Here is a 23,037-nt window from a genome sequence, read left to right as displayed (position 1 = left end):
TTGCATATTATAACAATGGTTCGATAACATTCAAAGTCATAATTCATGCTTTATAAAATTTATTTCAATTTTGTGAGGGTTTTTCAGTGTATAGTTTTGACAACGAAAAGTCTTTTTCAAATCGATGAGTCAACTGCGAATTAAAGGTTCCTGATTTAATCAAAGCCATTGTTTCTTGATTTGAAAAAAGTGCTCGGTAATCTAAATTGGTTGAACCTAGTAACGCAACTTGATCATCAAATAGAAATGCTTTTGTGTGATTAAAAGTGTTGTGAATTGAGTAAATTTTTACCCCTGCTTTAAACAAATCATCAGTTCATTTTTTAGAAATATCTAAGAGGAATCTTTTATCTGACATGCCCGGTAAAACTAATCTCACATCGATCCCTGATTTTGCAGCTGAAGCAATTGCTTTGATCATTTCAATCGGAGGAATAAAATAGGGAGTTTGTAATCAAATTCTTTTTTGCGCACTTTGAATTAAATTTAACAAGAGATCAAAATGCATTGGTGATTCGTGATTAGGTCCAGTTGTAACGATCTGGGTTAAATTGTTTGATTCATTGTGTTTTGAAATATTTTTTTTACCAATGTTTGGTTCAATATCAATAATTGATTTTTGCGTTACAAACATTCAATCAGAGACAAAAACCTTTTCAATGCCTTGAACTCCTTCGCCAACAATTCTAACCATTGAATCATTTCAATAACCAAAATTTTTGTTTTGATTGATGTATTCATCAGCAATATTTACACCACCAACATAACCAATTTCACCATCAATAGAAATGTCTTTTCTATGATCACGATAGTTGGTTTTCCAATCCATGAATGGAAAACGAACAGGTGAATAAGACACGATATGAATCCCCATGTTAGTCAATTCTTCAATGTTTTTTTTGGAGATCCTTCCATAAGATCCGATAAAATCATAAAGAATATATATCCTTACACCTTCACTGATTTTTTGTTTAAAAATATTCAATAAATTTCTGAAAAGTTCACCATCAGCAACAATGTACATATTGATCAAAATATATTCTTTAGCACAACTAACATCTTGTAAAATTTGCATTCAAGCTTTGGCTCCATTTGGAAAGAATTCTGTGTTTGAATTTTTATAAATGATTTGATGTTGTTGGTTTAAAGGCATTATAAATGCACGTTTAAATTGTGGAATTTCCACATCAATTATTGGTTTAATGATTTCTTTTTCTAGGCTTTCTTTTGAAGTAGATTTGAAATCTGCAAAGTTTTTAAATTTATATTCTCGACCAATTTTATATCGATAAATTCTTCCAAAAAATAAATATGAACCAAGCCCAATTACAGGAATGAAAGTGATAAATAAAGCTCATCTAAGTCTAGTTTCGATTCTTCTTTTTGGATTTAATAAAACAACAAAAGCTCAAGCAACAGATGCCATTTCTAGCCCAAATAGAAGTCATAAAGCTTCTATTGATGTAAAGATTGATAGAATTACCACGACCGCAATTAAGGTTGAAAGCATAAAAATTAAAGAGCTGATTGCTACTAGGGATTTTTTCATTATTGGTTCTCCTTGTTCATTTTTTTGAATCTTATCGCACCAATTCACTTGTTATTTTTGATAATTAAATCATTAAATTTAACTGGATTAATCGTTTGAATTGCACTAACCATGTTGGTTTGAGTCGATAATTTTGCAAGAAAAACATTAAAATCAGGATTGATATTTTGAACGTTTGAAAAGTAATGTAAATTTAAATACATTGATAAATAATAGGCGTATTCATAGTATAAATAGTAGTTTTCTTCTTGAATAAAAGGGGCTGCAAAAGCATTTGCAATTAAAGAATATAGTTGATTATAGTTAAAATATTTTTGAATTTGATCCTCTGAAAAAGCATAGTCCTGAATCACTTTTTGCTCTAAATTTTCAGTTGTCATAACCAAATTTAATTCATTCAGTAAATCAGTAATTCTTTCATTTAATTGGAGTTGAGTTTCAGCATCTAAAGCGCTGTTTGAAACGTAATATAACTGGGTTGAAAGCAGACGAATAATGTTCATATTGGTAATAAATTCATCATTATCCAATTTAGCAATTTTCAATAAAGCATTCATATTTCTTAGAATAATATTTTTTTTATCCACTTCTGACGCATACGAAAATTTCTTAGAATCAATTTCTCATTCTTCTAAGAAAAGCTTAAATTGTATATTTTGAAAGAATTTTTTAAGTGAAAATATTTTCATTATTTCCCCCTTCTATAAACCACAAAAAATAAGTTTTTAAACTTATTTTTTATCTTCCTCGAGATAGTGTTGGAAAGAATATTTTAGATTTATCAACACCTGCTGAAATATCACGAAGGAAAATTTTATTTTTTTTGTTTCCTTCAGTATTGGGAATTATATCCATGTCTGTAATGATTGGTCCGGGAATAAATCCAAACTCAACTCTAGTAGTTCCTTTGGGTACTAAAATATTCAACAATTCTTGTAAATCACATTGTGATTTAGAATATATTGAAACGATTCTAAAAACATTATCGATATTTGTAAAAATAACGAACGCATCTTTTGATGGGACGTGATAAACGTTTCGATCATAATATTTTAAAATATTAAATAATTTAATTGAAACATCTCCACTAGTGGCTATAATTGGGGACACTCTAGTTGTATGTTTAATTTCGTGATATAGCAAATCAAATTCTTTGCTGTTTGAAAGATCCATTTTTTTGACAATCACACCACTTGATGCTTTTTCAGGATCTCATTTTTTGCTATAAATAAATTCTTCAATTTTGTCAAAATGAGGGAAATCTTGTAAGAATTCATTGATGTCTTCGTCAAAAGAATAAATCGCATCAACGACATTTTCAAATTTATTCACAATCATATTCAAAAGAATTGATTCCACATCTTGATTCTTATATGAATCTCTGACAAGCAAACTAATTAATTGAATTCCTTTATATCGAGTGTTTCCAACGAAAACACTCATTTTCATCACTCCAACATTGGCAACAATATCACCTTTATGATTAACTAAGGCAAAAGGCACATAATTATCATCTCATTGGTATCTAACCATTCAATCTTCGAATGTTGATTTAGCGCCTTCTCTCTTCATTAAATTTAACAATTCAACATTATAATGTTTGTTATCTCTATAATCATAGATCAATTCAAATTTTTCCATCTCGTTTTCCTCTGGCTATGTGGTTATTGTAATCTTTAGCATTGGAAAAATCAACTACTAAAAAACACACGTTTTTCCACTAATTCAAATTGTACATTAATTTTTCGAGTTTAATTTTTTCATAGTTCGAAATAGTTTGGGTTTCGATCATTGCTCTTTCTGCTCGAGGGTTTAATAAGATAGTTTTTGCAATTTTAAATTTGGTATTTGACTCAAATAAAAGCTTTTGCAAAGTTAATTCTGCAGCGTATTTTTGATTATAGCCACTACGACTAGTTTTATAATTAATTAAAAATCATTCCTTTTTATTTGTGGCAATAATTGGAATTGTACCCATGAAAATCTGGTTTATATCAAGATTAATAAAGGTTTTATTAGCTCAAATATGGGAAATATTAAATTTGTAAATTAATTTATTAATGTCATAAATGATTGATTTTGCTAAGTTATTAATAAATTTATCTTTATCATCAATTGGGGTAAAAGTAAGTTCGAAACCTTTTTTATTATTGATTGCCAAAGATACAAGTTTATTAATTTCTTGTGTTCGTTGGATTAATGTTTCGATTAAATCTGGATTGCGTTTTTCAATAAAAGGGTAAACTTCATTTAAAAGACCTGAAATTGTTGGAATCTCGATCACTTCTTCTGCCAAAAACGGTTCAATGATTTTTAAATGATGATTTTCTAGTTGCTTCGGGTTTTTTAACAAATATTTAAACGTTTTTTCATCATAAACAACCGCATTATTAATGTCATGTATATTAATTGCCACTATCTTACTCAAACCTTATTTTCTCAATCAAAAATTCGAGAAGGTGTTGCATTATATTCTCGATCAAAATAAAGATTAACTGTTTTATGAAAAGTTTTTAATTCAAATTGAGAAAATAAGGGCGCTGCTCCATGCGTATTAACCGAAGTTGAATAGATCAATCCAACTTGATTAATGATTTTATTTAAATCTTTTCTTTTAGGTCTACGCAGTGCAATGGTCCCATTTTGCGTTTTTAAGATTATTGTTGTATTTTGATGAGTTTTGATAAATTTTTTAATCTCTTTATCAATTTTGACAACGTTTTTAAGTTGTTTGTATTTGGAAAATAAAGTAATTAATTCCTTGTTTTTGTCAGCTTTTTTTAATTCATTAATTCGGATTTTGTTTGTTATGTTGACAATACTTGATAAACCATAAATGGTGTCTGTTGGTAAAATAATAATTTTGTTGTCTTTTAAATTTGCAACAGCTTTGGCGATTTGTTCCTTAGTAAGCATATTCTTCATCCCCTTCTATTTCTTTTTGCAATTTGAAAAATGCTCGATGGATTTTGATATTTTTCACTAACCCGATACCGATACCTGTGAAGGTTGATCCTGCAAATGCAAAACTAATTATAGTTTCTGCAATGATCCCGTTTTGTGAAAATCATTCAATTTTATTGGTTCTAATTACATCTTGGATGGCATCTCAATGGAACATTGTTGTGATTTCTTGAAAATCTTTTGCTTGCATTAATCCTCTAAGTCCTTCTTCGAATTTTGCACCTTCAGTTTTTCAAATGTTGGCTAAATTATTAACTTCAAATTTGATAACCAACATAAGAATTAAGAGGAATAAAGTTTCAAAGGCTAAAACAACATTTTGTAAAATGAAAACATTGTCTGAAATTTGTTTTTCACTACGGACAATAATTGACAAGAAGAAAAATGTTGTGGAAAATGTAATTCCGATAATAATGATCGGTAATGAATTTAATGCAAAATATGCCAATGAATATTTATCACCCAATAAATTTGCATATAACAGATCAATTCCTTTAAAATCTTTTAACAAATTCGGTAAATTATACGATCATTGAATAAGCGCACCCATTTTGGTCGATGAATTAGAAATTAAAATTGTATAGATAAAATTAGGTAACAAAATCAAACCAACAATCACTAGTGCTCAAATTGAAATATTTCTTGTTGTTGGTTTGAAAAATTTATTCATTTTTTCAATAATTTTTGAACCAGCAAAACTTTTTGATGTTTTCAAATTATATTCAATATATTTTTCAATCCCAACAATATTTTCTTTTCTCGAAATGGCATTTTCTAAAAATAAAATGATTGAAAAAAGGATAATAATTTGAACAAACAAAACCCATCAGACAATCGATGGAGTTTTTCATGAAAAACTCAAATGGGGTCCAACGCTTTTTAAAGCAGCTGTAAAATTTTCATTAGCTTCAGTTGCTAATTCTAATTTAATGAAGGCGGCATAATTTGCATAGTGGTATTGTGATAAAGAAGTTAATAAAAACGAAACCATCAAAAATGTTGCTGTGGCTTTGATATAAATTGATTGCTTGGTTAATGTAATTGAATTGGAAGTGACGATTGGTTTATATAAAAAAATTAAAACAAGAGAAATCCCAAAAAAAACAAGTGAGGAAATAAGTGTTCCTCAGACATCATTAAATGAAGGCATGATAAAACCTTCCTTGGTTAAACTATTTAAATATTCAAAATAAACATGCAAATGTTTATCATTTGCAACAATAAAAATAAAAAGAAAGGTTAATGAATATAAAATGGTAAAAAGAAAAAGGACTAAAGCAGAAATTTTGTAAAGAAACGCATTTTTTTTAATTACATTTTCATTTGGATCTTTTATTTTTCAATTTAATTTAAATTTTGAACCAAAATTATGATTTCTCTTTTGCATTTTTCCTCCTTAAATATTTGTAATCATTATACATCTTCAATTATTTGAATTGTCTTTTAAAAACTCATGGTTAAAATTTTTATCTGTGACAAATTCAGTATAAAGTTTTTCAATTGCCGTTTTTTGTTCAAAACCAAATTCCATAATTAGACAAAAATTATTAATATCCTTAATAATTTTTGGGAAATTTAAAAACATTTCTTTGTAAAATTTAAGACCTTTTTCATCAGCAAACAGTGCGTTTTGTGGTTCGTATTTGGTTGAAAAACCAACATTTGCATCTTGAAAATCAATATATGGTGGATTGCAAACAATTAAATCACCTTTGATTTGGTTTTCCAATAATGGTTCTAAAAAATCACCTTGCAAAATCTGAATTTTTGTCGCTTGAATTTTTGCTAGATTAATTTTGCAAACTTCCAAAGCTTGGTCTGAAAGATCTAATAAATAAGTTGAATTATTTGTTAGATGATTTAACGTGATACCGATATTCCCACTGCCTGTGCAAAGATCAATTATGACTTTATTATTTTGATTATTTAATCATTTCAAAGCTTGTTCAACAACTAATTCTGTTTCGATTCTCGGAATCAAAACACGCTGATCAACAAAAAAGTCGATGCCGTAAAATCTTTTGTTGTTAACAATATAAGCAACAGGAACGAATTGTTTTAATGCTTCAATCACACTTTCATATTTAGATATATTTTCAATTAATTTGTCTTGATGACAAATTAATCAATCATATTTATGTCCGGTTAGATATTCTAAGATTTCATAAATTTCTGATTGATTCAAAATATGCTTTTTCAATTCTAAATATGCTTGGTGAATTGTCATTAATTAGCTTCCTCTTCAAGTCTTTGAGCAACTTGTTCTAATTGATGGTGGTTAATTAAACTAATAATAAACTCATCAATATTTCCCTCCATTACTTGATCTAATTTATTTAATGATAAGTTGACTCTATGGTCAGTAACACGATTTTGAGGATAATTATAAGTTCTGATTTTTTCAGATCTCGCTCCAGTTCCAACTGCATTTTTTCTTGTTGCATCAGCAACTGATTGTTGTTTTTCAACTTCTGCTTCGTAAACTTTGGCACGCAACATTTTCATTGCAGTTTCTTTATTATCAAGTTGACTACGTCCATCTTGACTTGACGCCACAATTCCTGTTGGTAAGTGAGTAATTCTGACAGCTGAATCAGTGGTGTTAACATGTTGACCTCCAGCCCCAGATGATCGGTATGTATCAATTCTTAAATCAATTGGTTTAATGTTTATTTCTACATCACTCATTTCAGGAAGAACCGCAACAGTTGCTGTTGAAGTTTGGATTCGACCTTTTGCTTCGGTTTTGGGCACACGTTGAACACGATGAGCTCCTGATTCAAATTTTAATTTTGAATATACTCCATCACCTTTAACCATAAAAACGATTTGTGAATATCCTCCAGCTTCAGAAATTGAAGCTTCCATAATATTCATTTTTCAACCAGCTTTTTCACAATATAATTTGTACATTTTAAAAAGGTCACCAGCAAAAATGTTTCCTTCATCTCCACCAGCTGCACCACGGATTTCGATAATTACATTTTTATCATCATTTGGATCTTTGGGAATTAACATTTGTTCAATTTCTGGAACTAATTTTTCAATGATTTCTTCATTTTCTTGAAGATCCATTTTGGCAAGTTCGATCATTTCTTGATCTTTTTCAATGTTAAAAATTTCTTTAGCCTCTTTGATCGCAACTAAAGCTTTTTTGTATTCTTGAAATTTGGCAACAACATCTTCTAGAGTAGATCTCTCTTTATTTAATTCTGTTAATTTTTTAATATCTGAAGTGATGTTTTCATCTTGTAAATCTAAATCAATTTTATTGATTCTTTTTTCCATGGTTTCTAAAGCTTCGAGAGTTTTTGGATTCATTTTATCCCCTTTTCTATTCTGGTTTTATATAACAATTACGGCAACGAGCCTCATAACTATCTTGTCCATCAACTAAAATTAGTTGATCTGATTTTTTGGCATAATTACCATTTACTAATCTTTGTGTGCGATTGGCAAAATTACCACATTTGTGACAAATTGCAGTCAATTTGTCAACAAATTCAGCCATTGGTAAAAGTCTGTCCACGTTTTGGAATGCGTCTGATTTAAAATCTTTATCCAATCCAGTAACAATCACTACCACACCTTTATTTGCAAGTTCATCGATGAAATCAACAACGTTTAAATCTAAAAATTGAACTTCATCAATTCCAACAACATCAATGGTTTGCTTCTTATTTTCTCTTTCAAAAATATCTCTTATTTCTTCAGTTGAAGACACAGGAAAGGAAGGCAAAATTGAACCAGAATGTGATGCAATTGAAGATGAAGAATATCTTTGATCAATACTTGGTTTAAAAGCAATCACATTATTTTTAGCATAAGCTTGTCTTCTTAATCTTCGAATAAATTCTTCGGTTTTTCCAGCAAACATGCACCCAGTTATAAGTTCAATTCAACCTAATTTTTCATTGGTTTGGTTTGATAAGATATTATTTTTCATTTTCGATTCCTTTTTTGGTTTTAAGTAGTTTTTCAAGATTGGCAACAAGCTTTTTGACTTCGTTTAAATCCTTAAGTTTTGCCCCACTTGCTAATTTGTGACCTCCACCATTATAATTGATTGCCACTGAATTAACATCATAATCTCTTGAACGAAGTGAAACTTTATAAATACCTTCTCATTCAATCACTGTGAATCAAATTTTGATTTCATTTAGCCCAGCCATTGTGCTTAATGCAGATTTAACTTCATCATATGATAAAGCAAATTTTTTGTAATCTTTTTCTTCAAGAATGATATGGGCAATCCCGCTTTTTGTTAATTGCATTTTCCCAAAGGCATAGTTTGTTCATTGTCTTTGTTTCAAAGAACCAACATATAAAAACTTATTAATTTTATTTAGATCAGCACCAGCCATTAACAATGTTTTTGCAACTTCCATTGTTTCTGGACTAGTTCTATCAAACAAAAAACGTCCTGAATCTGTTGAGATACCTGTATAAATGTTTTCAGCAGCTTCTTTAGAAATTTTCAATTTCATCATGATTGCTCACATTCCAATGACTTGTGCAGCCGCAACTGCTTCAACATCAACGATATTATAATTTCCATAATTTTCAACTGGAATATGGTGATCAATTTTAAGAACCTCTGCTCCTTGATTTCATTGATCAAAATCCAATCTAGATGAGTTCCCTGTATCAACAGTGATAATTAAGGCTTTTGATAAAGTGTTTTGATCAAAATTTTGTGAAAAATTTTGATCGTCATTTAGTCTCGCTCCAGGGATAAAAATATTTTTATTTTTTCAATTTTCTTGAATTAAATGTGCAAGTCCCATTGCGCTCCCTTGAGCATCTCAATCTGGTAATTGGTGCTTAACAATTACGATATTATCGTATTCGCTTATTTTTTTACTAATTAATTTAGCATCTTTTTTACTTATCATTTGGTTTCCTTTTTACTATAATTGCTGTTGGTTGAATATAGATTAATATTTTTTTATTTGGTTCAATAATTTTATCTGAATAGAAAGTTATTTTAGTTCCAGAATTAGTAACACCCACTCATATTTTTCGATTTAAAAATTTAGAACTAGCTTTGGTTAAAACTTCCAGAATCAATTGTCCAGCAACACCTTTTTGTTCCTCTAATTTTATCATAAATGGATTAATATTTATCTTGCCACTTTCATCAAAGGCAGTACTTTTCACTGGTCAAAACCTTTCTTCAAATTCAATTCCATCTTTAACTTTTTTATATGAAATTAAATTGATATTTATAAATGGTTTTGCAGAATGAAGAACTCCATTATTATAAATTTTTTCTGGCATCATTTTAGTAAGTCTATTTTTATCATCTATTGAATAAATTGGTTGATCAAAATCAAGAATCGAAACAAAGTCATCTGTTAAGTTCACAAAACAAAGATTTGGATGTTCTTTTTTAATCACTTCAATGGTATTCATTAAAAGTTTGGCATCATTTTTTGTTAACAAATTTATGACATTGTAAAAAACAATATTTTTTTTATTCATATTAATTGCTTTTAGAATTTTTAAATAAATGATATTGATTGAAGAAATTTTAAATCCACTTTTTAGATATCAATCAAATTTAATATTTAATTTTTTTAAATTTTCTTGTGTTCAAGTGGTTGCTTGTTTGTAGATTCCTTCAATTTGTTTTTTATAATGTCTTTTTAAAATTTTAAATTCATTTTTGTTTCCGATTTTATTTGTTCTTGCCAGAACTTTGGTGTGATATTCATGTGTTAAATGAATGATTTGTTTTTCACTTAACGCCCCGTCATTACGGATCGATTCAAAAAGAACTTTTTTTTGTGAAATTTTGAAATCTTCAAGTAAATCTTGAATCGTTTTGGTTCAGTTTTCTAAATATTTTTGAGTAACAAATTGTTCTTCTTTTTCAATCTTGTTATCAATAAAAAATTTCTTGATTTCAATATCAATTTGTTTTTTAGTCGCTTTGATTATTTTATGATTTTTAATTAATCTGACTCTTAATTCCAAAAGTCTAATCGCAATTATTCGCAATTGTTTTTGAACCATATAATTAGGTTGCTCATATTTAAATTTGTAAATTACTTTTTTTAACTCTTTGTTGGCTGATTTACGAACATTATATTCACACGGGCAAGAGTGTCTCAAATCTTTAAATCCATAAATTTGATCCCAAACAACTTGATAAAAAGTTAGAGATAAATTATCTAATTCTCAACTTAACATTAAATTAAAATATCCAAGAATTAACATTTTAATTTGGGCATAAAATTTGGAAAAATTTTTTTCATTTTGTTTTTGATTCAACTCTTCAATTTTAGCAATAAATGCTTTGTGCAAAGTTTTGTTTATGTGTTTAACTTTACTCAAAAAAAATGAAATTGTTTGATCGATTTCTCTTCTTAAATGCATTTCAGTTACATCGTTTCGAGAATTTACAAATGATAAGTAATCAAATTTTTTATCATTTTTATGTGTTCTTGCACCTCTTAGAAAATGATTATCAAATAATCGCGATAAATTTAAAGTCGTTCTTGGTGGAACTAACCTTTCAAACCAAGTATCAGGAGAAATAAAATTCACTTTATTTTTCACAAATTTAGCACCAACTAAATCTGTATTGTTGATTTGAAATCTTCCTGATAAAATTCTGGTTTCACCTTTTAATGTATGTTTAATAAATTTTTTTTGTTTTTTATTACGAGAAAAAATAGTCACAAATTCTGAATCATTGACTTCAAAATTAACGTTTTCTAAAATGTTTTTTTTATCAATAAATTTTAAATTGTCTAATCTATAACTCATTTGATCCTCAAATCTATATTTATAATTTTAAAGGTTTTATTGCAAAAGAAAAAGGCATACATTGCCTTTTTGATTTACTCGATTAATTTTTGTTTTTCTTTGAATTAATTTCGTCTTTTTTAGCAAATTTTGCTTTGAATTGTTCAACACGACCTGCAGTGTTTGAAAATAGTTGGTTTCCAGTGTAAAAAGCATGGCAATTTGAACAAACGTCAATTCTGATTTCCTCAGCTTTTGTCGAACCGATTTCCATTACGTTATCGCAAGTTGTACATACAAATTTCGCATTGTCGAAATATTTTGGTTGAATATCTTTATTTGGCATAGATTTTATCTCCTTTACTATGTTTTCACAGATATACTTTTAAGTACTTAGTATATTATAGTGGGTTTTTGAAAAAAAACCATTATAAATTAAAAATATTGCTTTGAAACCAAAGGTTGAAACTTATATTTTTGCAGCAAAGATCATAACTTTCGCACTCGCTTTTGTAAGCGAGTGCTTTCAAACTTTCTTAATCTTACCTAAAGATTTTGCAGAATTTAAAAAAATGAATTTTCTTTATTTGATATATGTTTCTTTATCAACAAAAAACTAGATCCTTCGAATTAATCCATTAAAATAAAAAGGTGATGAAATGAGGCTAAAAATGAAAAGAGAAGCACTACTGATTGTTGATTACCAATATGATTTTGTTGACCCTAAGGGAAGTTTATATATTCCACGGGCAGAAACTTTAAAACCATATCTTGAAAATTTAATTCAAAACTTTCACAACAAACATCAACTGGTTGTTGCTTCAATGGATTTTCATCCAAATAATCATCTGTCATTTAAAATTTGACCACCACACTGTGTACAAGGCAGTTTTGGGTCTAATTTATATTTAGACAATGATGCAATTAGCATGATTGATAAGGTGATTATCAAAGGTGTTGACCAAAATTGTGAAAGTTATTCTGCTTTTTTTGATGATTTCAAAAAAAGCAATGGTTTAGATGAATATTTAAAACTAAACCAAATTACAGATCTCACAATTGTTGGAGTGGCATTAAACATATGTGTCAAACACACATATGATGATGCAATAAAATTAGGATATAAAGCCCAAATTGATCTAAATGGTTCAATTGGATTAGAAGGATAAAAAATGAAAATAAAAGCGATCGTACTCGATATTGACGGGACATTAATTACTAATGAAAGAATCATTTCATCAGGAACTAAGAAAGCTTTAATTCAAGCTCAAAGAGATGGAATTAAAGTGATTTTAGCGTCTGGTCGACCAACTCCTGGAATGATGGAATTTGCAAAAGAATTGGAATTAGACAAAAATCATGGATTTTTAATTTCTTATAATGGGGCTGTGGTCACTGATTTACAAACCAATGAAATTATTTATGAAAAAACACTTTCAGCAGAACAAGCACAAAACATTATCGCCCATTTAAAAGAATTTAATGTGTTAGTGATGTTGTATAAAGGTGATTATGTTTATGTTGAAAATGCTTATTATGAACAAATCGCTTGAAATGGACACAAGTTAAATATTGTTGAGCACGAAGCTCATGGATGTGATATGTTGATTTGCGAAGTCAAAGACCTTGTTGAATTTGCTGATTTTCCAATGTATAAAGTTTTATCTGCTGGACAATCAGATTATTTAAGATCAGTTGAACAAGAACTAAGAGCTCCGTTTATCGGTAAAGCAAATTCAATGTTTACTTCAGATTTCTTTTATGAATATACTGCGATTGGAATTGACAAAGCCAATGCTCTAAAAAGTTTTTTACCTCAACTAGGTATTGATCCTGAAAACTTACTAGCTTTTGGGGATGGTCAAAACGATATGAGCATGCTTGAATATGCCGGGATTGGGGTTGCGATGGGAAATGCTCGCGAAGAGGTTCAAAATGTAGCTGATTTCGTAACCAAAACAAATAATGAAGATGGAATTGTTCATGCTTTAAATAAATATTTAAAAAATGACTAATACTCGGCTTTAAAAAATGCAACCAATAAGTGAACAATTCACTTGTTGGTTGCATTTTATTTTTGTTCTATCAAATTGATAAATTTTTATTATTTTTTAACTGAATCAGCTTTTCCTAAGCATCCAAATCATGTTGTTAATTCAACAAATGTAGTTTTTAATGCTTTGTATCCTGGGGCTAATAATTTACGTGGATCAAATCCCTTAGTTTCGTCATTTAAATCTTTTTTGGCTTCAAAATATAAACGAGTTGCATCACGGAATGCTAATTGCAATTCTGTGTTGACGTTAATTTTTGAGATTCCCATTGAGATTGCTTTTTTAACTTGGTCTTGAGGAATTCCTGAACCACCATGTAAAACCATCGGGAAAGGTGCTGCTTTTTGCAATGCCTCTAATGTTTCAAATGAAAGTGATTTTCATCATTCAGGATATTTTCCATGGATGTTTCCAATTCCAGCTGCCAACATTGAGATTCCTAATTTAGAAACTTCAGCAGCTTCTTTTGGATCTCCAAGTTCACCTTGACCAACAACTCCATCTTCTTCTCCACCAATTGAACCAATTTCTGCTTCAACTGAAACTTCGTATTGTTTTGCATAAGCAACAACTTCTTTGGTTTTTGCCACGTTTTCTGCATATGGTAAATGTGATCCATCAAACATTACTGATGAGTATCCAGCATCAATGACTTTTTTACACATCTCAACAGTTTGACCATGGTCTAAATGTAATGCCACAGGAATTGTAATGTTTAAATCTTCTAATAAACCATTCACCATTCCGACAACAACATCAACTCCACCCATGTATTTAATTGCTCCTTCACTTGTTGCAATAATTGTTGGTGTGTTTGTTTCTTGAGCGGCTTCTAAAATTGCTTTTGTTCATTCTAAATTATTAATATTAAAATGTCCAATTGCAAATTTGTTTTGATGTGCTGCTTCAATCATGTTGTGAGCATTAACTAATCTTTTGTTGTAAATTTTTGACATATTTTTTCCTCTTATTTATCTATTCTTTAACTATATTATTATAACCATTATTATGTGCTTTTCTTTTTTTGAACAAAGAAAAGCAAAAAGAGCAATTATTTTTTGATAATTGCATCAACAAAACCTTTAAACATTGGATTTGGTTTATTTGGTCTTGATGTAAATTCTGGATGAAATTGAACTCCCATGAAAAAATCATTTGCAGGAATTTCAATCATTTCAACTAAGTTTTTGGCTTGATAAATTCCCGAAAAAACTAAACCAGCTTTTTCAAACGCTTCTTGATATGAATTGTTAAATTCATAACGATGACGGTGTCTTTCTCAAATTTCGGTTTTACCATACAATTTATGCGCTAAAGTATTCGGTTTCAGTGTGGCTTTTGAAGCACCTAAACGTAATGTTCCGCCTAAATTGTTTTGATCAATTCCATGGATGAAATCAATGATTGGATTTTTTGTTGCATCATTAAATTCAGTTGAATTGGCATCTTTTAATCCTAAAACATTTCTTGCAAATTCAATTGAAGCAATTTGCATTCCTAAACAAATTCCTAAATAAGGAACGTTATTTTCACGAGCAAATTTTGCAGCTAAAATCATTCCGTCAATCCCACGATTACCAAAACCACCAGGAACTAAAATTCCTTGAGCATTTTTGAACACTTCTTGATAATTTTGTTCATTCAATTCCTCTGAGTGCACTCAGTTTAGTTTTAATTTTCTTTTATTGGCATATCCAGCAATTTTTAAAGATTCAATAACTGATAAATAAGCATCCGGCATTTCAATGTATTTTCCAACAAAACTAACTTCAAATTCTTCTTTTGATTCATGAATATTGGCCACAAATTTTTCTCATTCTTGCATGTTTGTTGGTTGAGATTTTAATTTTAATTGGTCAATCACAATTTTGTGCAAATTTTGTTGTCCCATCATCACCGGAACTTCATAAATTGAATCAACATCAATTGCTTGAATCACATTTTCTTTAGGCACGTTACAAAATAATGAAATTTTATTCGCAATTTCAATTGGGGTTTTTTTATCAGAGCGAGTGACAATAATATCTGGTTGAATTCCTAAACTTAAAAGTTCTTTAACTGAATGTTGGATTGGTTTAGTTTTATATTCTTTAGAAGCTGAAATATAAGGAACCAATCCAACATGAACAAATAAGACATTTTCTTTGCCTTTTTCCATGCGAATTTGACGCAATGCTTCTAAAAATGGTTGAGATTCAATATCCCCAACTGTTCCACCAATTTCAGTGATCACAACATCCACATTTGGTTCATCAGCAATTGCATAAACTTTATTTTTAATATGATCGGTGATATGAGGAATTACTTGAACAGTTTTTCCTCCTCAATCACCACGTCTTTCTGCTTCTAAAATATCTAAGTAAATTCTTCCAGAAGAAGTTGAAGATTTTTTTGACAAATTAGTATCAATAAATCTTTCATAATGTCCTAAATCTAAATCAGTTTCTGCTCCATCATCTGTCACATAAACTTCTCCGTGTTGATATGGGGACATTGTTCCCGGATCAACATTTAAATATGGATCAAATTTTTGCATAAAAACTTTGATCCCTGAATTTACTAATAATCTCCCAAGCGAGCTTCCAGTAATTCCTTTTCCTAATCCTGAAACCACCCCACCAGTTATAAAAATATATTTCGTCATTTTGTTCTCCTCTTCTTATTTTAAAATTATAAAAAATAAAAAGGTCATAAAAAACTAATTTTTTAAAAACCTTTAAATTTATTCTTCAATATCTCCGTCACCGAAATCATCTTCTTCGGGTTCGTAGTCTTCCTCTTCTTCTTCGTCTATTGCACCGTAGAAGGTTAAGTTTTCATCTTCAATTGCTGAAGCTTGGACTGATCTAATAGTGTTTAGATTGTCATACTGCTTTTTCACATCGTCAATTTTCATGTTGCTACTTAAAGCTCATGAACCGTCTTGTGCTAATGCAAAGCGATTGTCTGTAATTAAAGAGGCGTATAGATTTGCCATAACCGCATTTAAATCTTGGTGCTCTTGCACTTGTTTTTTTGAAATATTTTTTCAGATTTCATTAAATTTAACTGGGGTCTTTTTTTCTTGCAGAAATTCGTAAGCTAAATCTATATTTGATAATTTTGACATAATAATACCTCCCATATCTATCACTCAAAATATATTACACTAATTTTTTCGGAAATAACAAAATTTTTTCATTATTAGTTTCGTTAATGATTTTCATTGATTCCCCAAACATTGAATATTTAGAAAGGGGCTCTAATTGGGTCTTGTTTTGAATCCAAATCGTCTCATCTTTTCCATTAATTATTCCATCTCGATAAATAATTGATTTTTTTGGTGTTAATTCAATTAAATAATAGTTAGGATCTAAACCATTTTTTTCTAATTGCTTGAATAGAAGTTTTTTATCAACTTCTGATTCCTTGGCAATGGCAAAAGTTTTGCGATCCAACAATCTTAATGATAAATCAGCAAGAATTTTATCATCAGATTTTTTTGTAACTTTAAAGATTTCAAACATTGTGTAATCATCTAATTCTAAATATTTATCAATTGGAATGCTTTGATTATTCAAAAGTTCTTTAAAAATATTTTCAAGATAAATATTTTTAAAGTCAAAATTTGACTGATAAAGATCTTTTAAACGTTTGAATCAAACCTCTAATAAAGCATCAAAAATAATTGAACATTTGTGATTATAAACTTGTTTGTACATGTGATGTCGTCCAAGTAAATAAGATTCAATCGCATAAACTAATTTTTTAGGAAAGACCATTTTATGATCAACAACTTTAATATGTCGAACAATTCAACGAATGTCTAATGTCGCATAATCAACACCACAATTATAAGAATCTCTTTTTAAATAATCCAATCTGTCAGCATCAAGTTGGGAACTGACTAATAAATTTAAAATTTTATTTGGATGTGTCCCTTCAATAATTGAGACAACATCATTGGGATCAATTTGATATTTATTTAAAATTTTTAAAATATTACCGTTTGGGTTTTTAATAATATAACCACTATATTTTTCGTGCTTTTCGGCATTGATTTTTTCAAATGAATGAGAAAATGGACCATGACCAACATCATGCATCAATCCAGCTAATAAAACTAGTTTTTGATCTTTTTCAGAAATTTGTGAAAGATCATTTGATTCAAAAAATAAGGTCAGAATATGATAAACACCAATTGAGTGTGAAAATCTAGTGTGAGTTGCCCCAGGATAAGCCAAGGCCGTTCCTCCTAGTTGCAAAATTCTTCTTAATCTTTGCATTTCAAATGTGTCTAAAATTTCGATGAATATTGGGTCATTAAAATATATATCACCATGAACGTTATCTCTAATAACTTTTTCGTACATATGGTTAATTCCTTCGTGCTATTTATTGCTATTTATTATAAAGAAAAACCACTTTTTTTCAACAAAAGTGGTCTATTGATTTTTCACAAAATCGATATTTTCAAGAACTTTGTCTTTTCCGATTAAGAAAATGCAGTCCGCTAGAGCTGGTCCGTGTTCAGTTTTTGAAGCATAAATTCTAATCGGCATGAACAAATCCTTACCTTTGCATTCAGCTTCTGTTCCGCTGTTTTTGATAATATTTTTAATATTTTCAATATTTCATTCTTCTAACTGACGAATTTTATCTTCAAAAATATTAATTAATCCAAGACGGTTTTCGAATTGAACAAGTTGTTCTTTTGTGATTTCGTTGAATTCAAAATTTTCAAAAAAGAGACCAATTTTTTCATTGATTTGAACACCAAAATCAATTTCTTTTTTAAATAATAAGAGAACTTGATTGATTCAGTCTTCAGATTTATTAGTTAAATTAAATTTATCTTGATCAACAAAAGGTTTGACAAAATTTAAATAATCATCATCACTTAATGCCTTCATATATTGAGAATTGATTCATGTCATTTTCACCATATCAAATGTTGATGGAGATTTACTAAATCTTTTTTCATCAAAAATTTTAATTAATTCATCTGTAGTAAAAATTTCTTGTTCGACCCCTGGAGATCAACCAAGTAAAGCAATATAGTTAAATATTGCTTGTGGTAAATAACCTTGTTTTTTATATTGTTCGATAAAAAACAAGTTATTACCACTTCTTTTTGAAAGCTTTTTCCCAGTTGAATCAACAATTAATGTAAGGTGCGCAAATCTTGGATATGTTCAACCAAAAGCATCAAAAATCATCATTTGACGTGGTGTATTGGAAATATGTTCTTCTCCACGAATGACGTGGGTGATTTCCATATCAAAGTCATCAACAACAACAGCAAAATTATAAGTTGGAATCCCGTTAGTTTTTAAAATTACAAAATCCCCTAAATCTTTACCATAAAAAATCACATCTCCACGCACCATATCATTTAAGTTTCATGATTTTAAAGGGACTTTAAATCTAATTGAAAATGGTTTGTTGGTTTTATCATTATCAGCTAATTCTTGAGCTGATAATGATAAACATTTTTTATTATATTGAGTGGCTACAATTCCTTGTTCAGTTTGTTTTTCATAATCAGCTGTCAGTTCTTCAGATGTACAAAAGCATTTATAAGCATCTCCTTTTTCAACTAATTCTAAAGCTAATTGTTTATAACGATCAAATTTTTGTGACTGCATATATTTGCCATATTTTGCCAATCCCGGTTTTAAAAATGATTCATCAGGAATAATTCCCATTCAATTTAAATTTTCAAATTGTGATTCAATTGCCCCATCCACATTACGTTCTAAATCCGTGTCTTCAATTCTGACAATAAAATCTCCATCAAAATGTTTGGCAAAAACATAATTCATTAATGCTGTTCTTGTATTCCCAATATGTAAAAAACCAGTTGGTGAGGGTGCGTACCTTAATCTAAACTTGCTCATAATTCTCCTTTAAATGCTAATATATATAATAACACCAAAATAAATGAAGAAATTTTTCAAAAAAGTTAATATTAAAATATTAAGTTATTATCATAATTATATAGTCCTTGTTTTACTTTTAAAAATAAGTATTATATTTTAATGAGGAATTATATCAAGAAGATCCAAGGAGGAATTTATATGAGTAAAGTCTTAGTTTTGTTAGAATCACCAGCCAAAGTTGCAAAAATTCAACACTTTTTAAGTGAGGGTTTTCCTGAAAACGAATACGTTGTAATGGCAAGTGGGGGGCATATTAATAAGATTGCTGATAAGGGTGTTGCCCTTTTAGGAATTGATTTGGAAACAATGACACCCACTTTCGTTAACGAAAAAACTAAAAAAGAAAATATTAGTAATATTAAAAAAGCAGGGAAAACCGCTGATTTAATTGTTCTAGCTTCCGATCCGGATCGTGAAGGAGAAGCGATTGCTTGACACCTTGCAAATCTTTTTGAAAATATGAACAAAGAAATCAAAAGGGTAACTTTTGATGAAATTACAAAAAATGCTGTCATTAAGAGTTTTGAAAATATGCAAGAGATTGATCAGGATTTAGTTAATGCTCAAACAACCAGACAAATGCTTGATAAAATTATTGGATATTTGGTCTCAAAATCATTGCAAAAATCAACTGGTTTAATGAGTGCTGGGCGTGTGCAAACTCCAGCTTTATATATCTTGGCAGAACGTGCAAAAGAAATTAATGCTTTTGTTCCAACCCCATACCACAAAATCAGTGTTCAAGATGATAGTCAAAAACTTTCAATGCCATTATTTAAAGACAAAAATAATAGCAATTTCAATGACGACAAAACATACTGAATTACTGATGAAATTGCTCAAAATATTTTAAGTGAATTAACTGAAGATTATAAGTGTATTGATTACAAAGCCAACGCTTTTGAAACTCGTAGTTTTTCTCCTTATTCAACTGCCAACATGTTAGTTGATGGGTTTTCAAAATTAAAATTAAGTACAAGTCAAATTACTGTAGCTGCTCAAAAATTATATGAAGCTGGATTAGTAACTTATATTCGTACAGATTCAAATCGTTACTCTGCAGATTTCATCAATGATGCTAAAACTTATATTGCTAATCGATGAGATGAAAAATTATATGCAGATCCAATTGTTAAAAAAGATAACAATGCTCAAGACGCCCATGAATCAATTAGACCAACAGACCTTAAGAACACTCCTGATGTTATTGAAACACAATTGAGTGACGCTGTCCAAAAACGTCTTTATACAATGATTTGATGGAACACCATCAAATCATTGATGCATGGACCAAGTGGGTTTAATCACTCATGAGTTTTTGACAATAGCGGATATAAATTTAAACAAACTTATCAAGAAGTTTTAAATCCTGGATATCAAGCTTTAAAAACAAATACTAAACATGATGAAGATATTGAACTTGATGACGAAAGTGATGAAGTTGTAAAAACAGAACTTGATCAAGTTCCAATGCTTGCTAAAGAAAAAGATTTTGTCATTAAAATTGATAAGTCTTTAATTAAAGATGAAACAACTGAAACTAAACCACCGCGCATGTATAATCCCGGAACATTGATTAAGGAACTGCGTTCACTTGGAATTGGTCGACCTTCAACTTATAACCCCATTCTGACAAAATTAAAAGAACGAGAATATGTTGATTTTGAACGCTCAAAACCAATTGAAGTAACTAATAAAGGTTTTGATGCAGAGAAATTTTTATATGCTAACTATAATGATTTCTTTAACTTAGGTTATACAGCTGATATGGAAGCGAAATTAGATTTAATTAGTGAAGGTAAGTTCAACAACGTTGATTGATTAAAAGAAACTTATGCTAATCTTTCAACTAAAGTTAAAGAAGAAATTGAAAAAGCTAAAACCGGAACAGAAATTTGTCCTCGTTGTCATGAAGGAACTTTAGTTTTTATTAAAACTAGGTTTGGGCGTGGACGTGGATGTTCAAATTTTACAACTACTAAATGTGGTTATCGTGAGTATCAACAACCAGATGATACTTGAAAAGAATACGTTGAACCAACCCCTGAGCAACGTGAAGAAAACGCTAAAAAACGTGAAGAATTTTTAGCTAAACGCAAAGAATATTGAGATAATAGACGCAAAGCTAAAGAAGAAAAAGCAGCAAAAATCAAAGAAGAAAAAACAAAATAATTAATTATTTTGTTGAATAATAAAACCCACAAATAATGAATTTTTAATTCATTATTTGTGGGTTTTTTAAACTGAAAATTTATATCTAATTTAATTTTGTAAAGAAGATTTTGACCATTATTTAATTATCTTTTTATAAAAGATAAAGTATGAAAGTAAGATAAAAATTAGTACAATCAAAATCATCATTACATAACTTAATGGGAGGTTAATTGTATTGCCCAATACTTCTATTGATTTATAATTTCTACCATTGTTCTGACCTGTAAATTTATAAAAACCCATCTTATTATCGGTACCTCAATCCACACCCACTGCTTTATATACAGTAGTTACTAGTTTTGAGGGTTGGGGTGAAAAAGGTTCGGTATCTAAAGGTAATTCTAAAATATCATCACTAGAAGTATTGATAAGTTGCTTTCAAAATACATTCAAAGGATTTCAAGATTTAGCTTTAATTTCTTGAAAAACTCCTTCTTCTTTTGAGAATAAATCGTTTTCATTCCTTTCAACTCGCTTGTCAACATATGCAGTTTTTTCAATAAGATTAAACATGACTTTTTGAATTGTTCGGACACCTGGTGCGATGTCCAAAAATTTAGACCATGTTCAATCAGTTTTAACATCATAATCTAATTTTTCATTTTCAATGAAATTAAAATTGTTTATAGATTGTCGCTTATCAAAACTTTCAAATGCTCCTCCATTTAATAATAGATAGTTTCCCTTAATTATTTCTTTTGTTAAATTTAATAATTTAGATTCTTGTTCATCAGATTGTTTCAATAATTTTTCTAATGTTTGGAAATATTCGAATTCTCCAAAAAAACGCTTATTTTTATTTCCAATATCTCTACGACCCGATCCATCATCATAAAAAAGAGATTTTTTAATTTGACTAGGTGAATACGCTATTTGTTTTCTTCAGGGGTTTTAAAACCACCAATTTCTTTTATGCGTTTCATTCATTTTCAAATAGTTGTTTCCTTAATTTTTGGGGAAAGTTCTACATAAATTTCTTCTCATTCTTTCGGTGGGTAACTATTAGTTCTTTCCTTTATAAATACAGGCAGTTTTTCAACTTCCGATCCTAATCCGGTAAGCATTAAGTCATATAGATAATTTTTATCAAAATCCTCTAATGAAGGATAAACAGGATTACGTAAATAATAGTCGGAATTTTTTTTATATTCGGGAGTTGAAAAAAAAGCTATTGTCAAATCCATGTCATTGGTATTTATATTTAAAGGCGTTGTTTTGTCAGCTTTATAATATGTAAATTTATTTTCTTTAAAGCTTTTCATATCATTAATCATTTGATTAATGTACGAATCTCCACCATATTTCTCACTCAAATCATTTACTTTTTTTGCAATTTGTAAACTATAATTTTGACTAGCAAAATCATATGGAACACCGCGCAATCTGTCTGAAGACGCAAGGGGACCTCCAAATGGAATCGCTGCAAATAGCACAAAAGTTAGTGTTCCGACAACTCCAATTAAAACGCTTTTTTTAATCATGATTATTAACAAGAGAACTCCCATTAAAAATAAATCATAAATAATTATAAAAAATAGTCCTGGAGTAAATTTTAAAGCAATAAGTTTGCTAGACCCTGAAG

At 29.2% G+C, this 23,037-nt stretch carries 22 protein-coding genes; 3 read left to right on the top strand and 19 right to left on the bottom strand.

Annotation, left to right across the window (positions count from 1 at the left end; all coding sequences use genetic code 4):
* Positions 1 to 7: 7 nt before the first annotated feature.
* The 12 genes from cls to rpmE form a co-directional block, all read right to left on the bottom strand.
* Positions 8 to 1,549, bottom strand: coding sequence for a cardiolipin synthase (gene cls / locus ELUMI_RS01320; RefSeq protein ID WP_025734487.1), 1,542 nt, complete (start codon positions 1,547 to 1,549; stop codon positions 8 to 10).
* Positions 1,549 to 2,238: a hypothetical protein gene (locus tag ELUMI_RS01315; protein WP_025734486.1), complete on the bottom strand. Its 690-nt coding sequence runs from the start codon at positions 2,236 to 2,238 to the stop codon at positions 1,549 to 1,551. The genes cls and ELUMI_RS01315 overlap by 1 nt, the downstream gene beginning before the upstream one ends.
* Positions 2,239 to 2,287: 49 nt before the next feature.
* On the bottom strand, positions 2,288 to 3,190 hold the full coding sequence (locus ELUMI_RS01310) for a hypothetical protein (protein WP_025734485.1): 903 nt from the start codon (positions 3,188 to 3,190) through the stop codon (positions 2,288 to 2,290).
* A 79-nt stretch (positions 3,191 to 3,269) separates the two neighbouring features.
* Positions 3,270 to 3,965, bottom strand: coding sequence for a hypothetical protein (locus tag ELUMI_RS01305; RefSeq protein ID WP_025734484.1), 696 nt, complete (start codon positions 3,963 to 3,965; stop codon positions 3,270 to 3,272).
* Positions 3,965 to 4,465 (bottom strand): L-threonylcarbamoyladenylate synthase, encoded by a 501-nt coding sequence (locus tag ELUMI_RS01300; protein ID WP_025734483.1) that lies wholly within the window; start codon positions 4,463 to 4,465, stop codon positions 3,965 to 3,967. The genes ELUMI_RS01305 and ELUMI_RS01300 overlap by 1 nt, the downstream gene beginning before the upstream one ends.
* A complete protein-coding gene (locus ELUMI_RS01295) occupies positions 4,455 to 5,900 on the bottom strand; it encodes a hypothetical protein (RefSeq protein ID WP_025734482.1) in 1,446 nt (481 codons plus the stop codon). The genes ELUMI_RS01300 and ELUMI_RS01295 overlap by 11 nt, the downstream gene beginning before the upstream one ends.
* 9 nt (positions 5,901 to 5,909) lie before the next feature.
* Positions 5,910 to 6,740: a peptide chain release factor N(5)-glutamine methyltransferase gene (gene prmC, locus ELUMI_RS01290; RefSeq protein ID WP_025734481.1), complete on the bottom strand. Its 831-nt coding sequence runs from the start codon at positions 6,738 to 6,740 to the stop codon at positions 5,910 to 5,912.
* Positions 6,740 to 7,834: a peptide chain release factor 1 gene (gene prfA, locus ELUMI_RS01285; RefSeq protein ID WP_025734480.1), complete on the bottom strand. Its 1,095-nt coding sequence runs from the start codon at positions 7,832 to 7,834 to the stop codon at positions 6,740 to 6,742. Before prfA ends, prmC begins: the two co-directional genes overlap by 1 nt.
* Before the next feature lie 13 nt (positions 7,835 to 7,847).
* Positions 7,848 to 8,459: a thymidine kinase gene (locus ELUMI_RS01280; RefSeq protein ID WP_051449470.1), complete on the bottom strand. Its 612-nt coding sequence runs from the start codon at positions 8,457 to 8,459 to the stop codon at positions 7,848 to 7,850.
* Positions 8,449 to 9,408, bottom strand: coding sequence for a DHH family phosphoesterase (locus ELUMI_RS01275; RefSeq protein ID WP_025734479.1), 960 nt, complete (start codon positions 9,406 to 9,408; stop codon positions 8,449 to 8,451). Before ELUMI_RS01275 ends, ELUMI_RS01280 begins: the two co-directional genes overlap by 11 nt.
* Positions 9,398 to 11,287, bottom strand: a complete 1,890-nt coding sequence (locus ELUMI_RS01270) for a hypothetical protein (RefSeq protein WP_025734478.1) — start codon at positions 11,285 to 11,287, stop codon at positions 9,398 to 9,400. Before ELUMI_RS01270 ends, ELUMI_RS01275 begins: the two co-directional genes overlap by 11 nt.
* Before the next feature lie 82 nt (positions 11,288 to 11,369).
* Positions 11,370 to 11,612 carry a 50S ribosomal protein L31 gene (rpmE, locus tag ELUMI_RS01265; RefSeq protein ID WP_025734477.1) on the bottom strand — a complete coding sequence of 81 codons (243 nt, stop codon included), beginning with the start codon at positions 11,610 to 11,612 and terminating at the stop codon, positions 11,370 to 11,372.
* 313 nt (positions 11,613 to 11,925) lie between these two features.
* Here rpmE and ELUMI_RS01260 point away from each other — a divergent pair, with 313 nt between their 5' ends.
* Complete coding sequence (locus ELUMI_RS01260) at positions 11,926 to 12,435, top strand: isochorismatase family protein (protein WP_025734476.1); 510 nt, start codon at positions 11,926 to 11,928, stop codon at positions 12,433 to 12,435.
* A gap of 3 nt (positions 12,436 to 12,438) precedes the next feature.
* Positions 12,439 to 13,281, top strand: a complete 843-nt coding sequence (locus ELUMI_RS01255; RefSeq protein WP_025734475.1) for a Cof-type HAD-IIB family hydrolase — start codon at positions 12,439 to 12,441, stop codon at positions 13,279 to 13,281.
* 89 nt (positions 13,282 to 13,370) lie between these two features.
* Here ELUMI_RS01255 and fba read toward each other — a convergent pair whose 3' ends face one another.
* From fba to gltX, 5 genes are all read right to left on the bottom strand, one after another.
* The gene (gene fba, locus ELUMI_RS01250; RefSeq protein WP_025734474.1) at positions 13,371 to 14,276 is read right to left on the bottom strand and encodes a class II fructose-1,6-bisphosphate aldolase; all 906 of its coding nucleotides are present in this window, start codon (positions 14,274 to 14,276) and stop codon (positions 13,371 to 13,373) included.
* A 95-nt stretch (positions 14,277 to 14,371) separates the two neighbouring features.
* Positions 14,372 to 15,964, bottom strand: coding sequence for a CTP synthase (locus tag ELUMI_RS01245; protein ID WP_025734473.1), 1,593 nt, complete (start codon positions 15,962 to 15,964; stop codon positions 14,372 to 14,374).
* Positions 15,965 to 16,042: 78 nt separating this feature from the next.
* Positions 16,043 to 16,429: a DNA-directed RNA polymerase subunit delta gene (gene rpoE, locus ELUMI_RS01240; protein ID WP_025734472.1), complete on the bottom strand. Its 387-nt coding sequence runs from the start codon at positions 16,427 to 16,429 to the stop codon at positions 16,043 to 16,045.
* 34 nt (positions 16,430 to 16,463) lie between these two features.
* Positions 16,464 to 17,672 (bottom strand): HD domain-containing protein, encoded by a 1,209-nt coding sequence (locus ELUMI_RS01235; RefSeq protein ID WP_025734471.1) that lies wholly within the window; start codon positions 17,670 to 17,672, stop codon positions 16,464 to 16,466.
* A gap of 72 nt (positions 17,673 to 17,744) precedes the next feature.
* On the bottom strand, positions 17,745 to 19,199 hold the full coding sequence (gene gltX / locus ELUMI_RS01230; RefSeq protein WP_025734470.1) for a glutamate--tRNA ligase: 1,455 nt from the start codon (positions 19,197 to 19,199) through the stop codon (positions 17,745 to 17,747).
* 180 nt (positions 19,200 to 19,379) lie between these two features.
* Here gltX and ELUMI_RS01225 point away from each other — a divergent pair, with 180 nt between their 5' ends.
* Positions 19,380 to 21,413, top strand: coding sequence for a type IA DNA topoisomerase (locus tag ELUMI_RS01225; RefSeq protein ID WP_025734469.1), 2,034 nt, complete (start codon positions 19,380 to 19,382; stop codon positions 21,411 to 21,413).
* A 117-nt stretch (positions 21,414 to 21,530) separates the two neighbouring features.
* On the opposite strand, the gene ELUMI_RS01220 is transcribed toward ELUMI_RS01225, so the two are convergent.
* Complete coding sequence (locus ELUMI_RS01220) at positions 21,531 to 22,199, bottom strand: hypothetical protein (RefSeq protein ID WP_025734468.1); 669 nt, start codon at positions 22,197 to 22,199, stop codon at positions 21,531 to 21,533.
* Between the two features lie 125 nt (positions 22,200 to 22,324).
* Positions 22,325 to 22,936: a hypothetical protein gene (locus ELUMI_RS01215; RefSeq protein WP_156921425.1), complete on the bottom strand. Its 612-nt coding sequence runs from the start codon at positions 22,934 to 22,936 to the stop codon at positions 22,325 to 22,327.
* Positions 22,937 to 23,037 lie beyond the last annotated feature (101 nt).

The sequence above is a fragment of the Williamsoniiplasma luminosum genome, from assembly GCF_002803985.1.
Taxonomy (GTDB): Bacteria; Bacillota_I; Bacilli_A; order Mycoplasmatales; family Mycoplasmataceae; genus Williamsoniiplasma; species Williamsoniiplasma luminosum.
The sequence above is the reverse complement of the archived record's forward strand: the minus strand, read 5'-3'. Positions and strand labels throughout refer to the sequence as shown.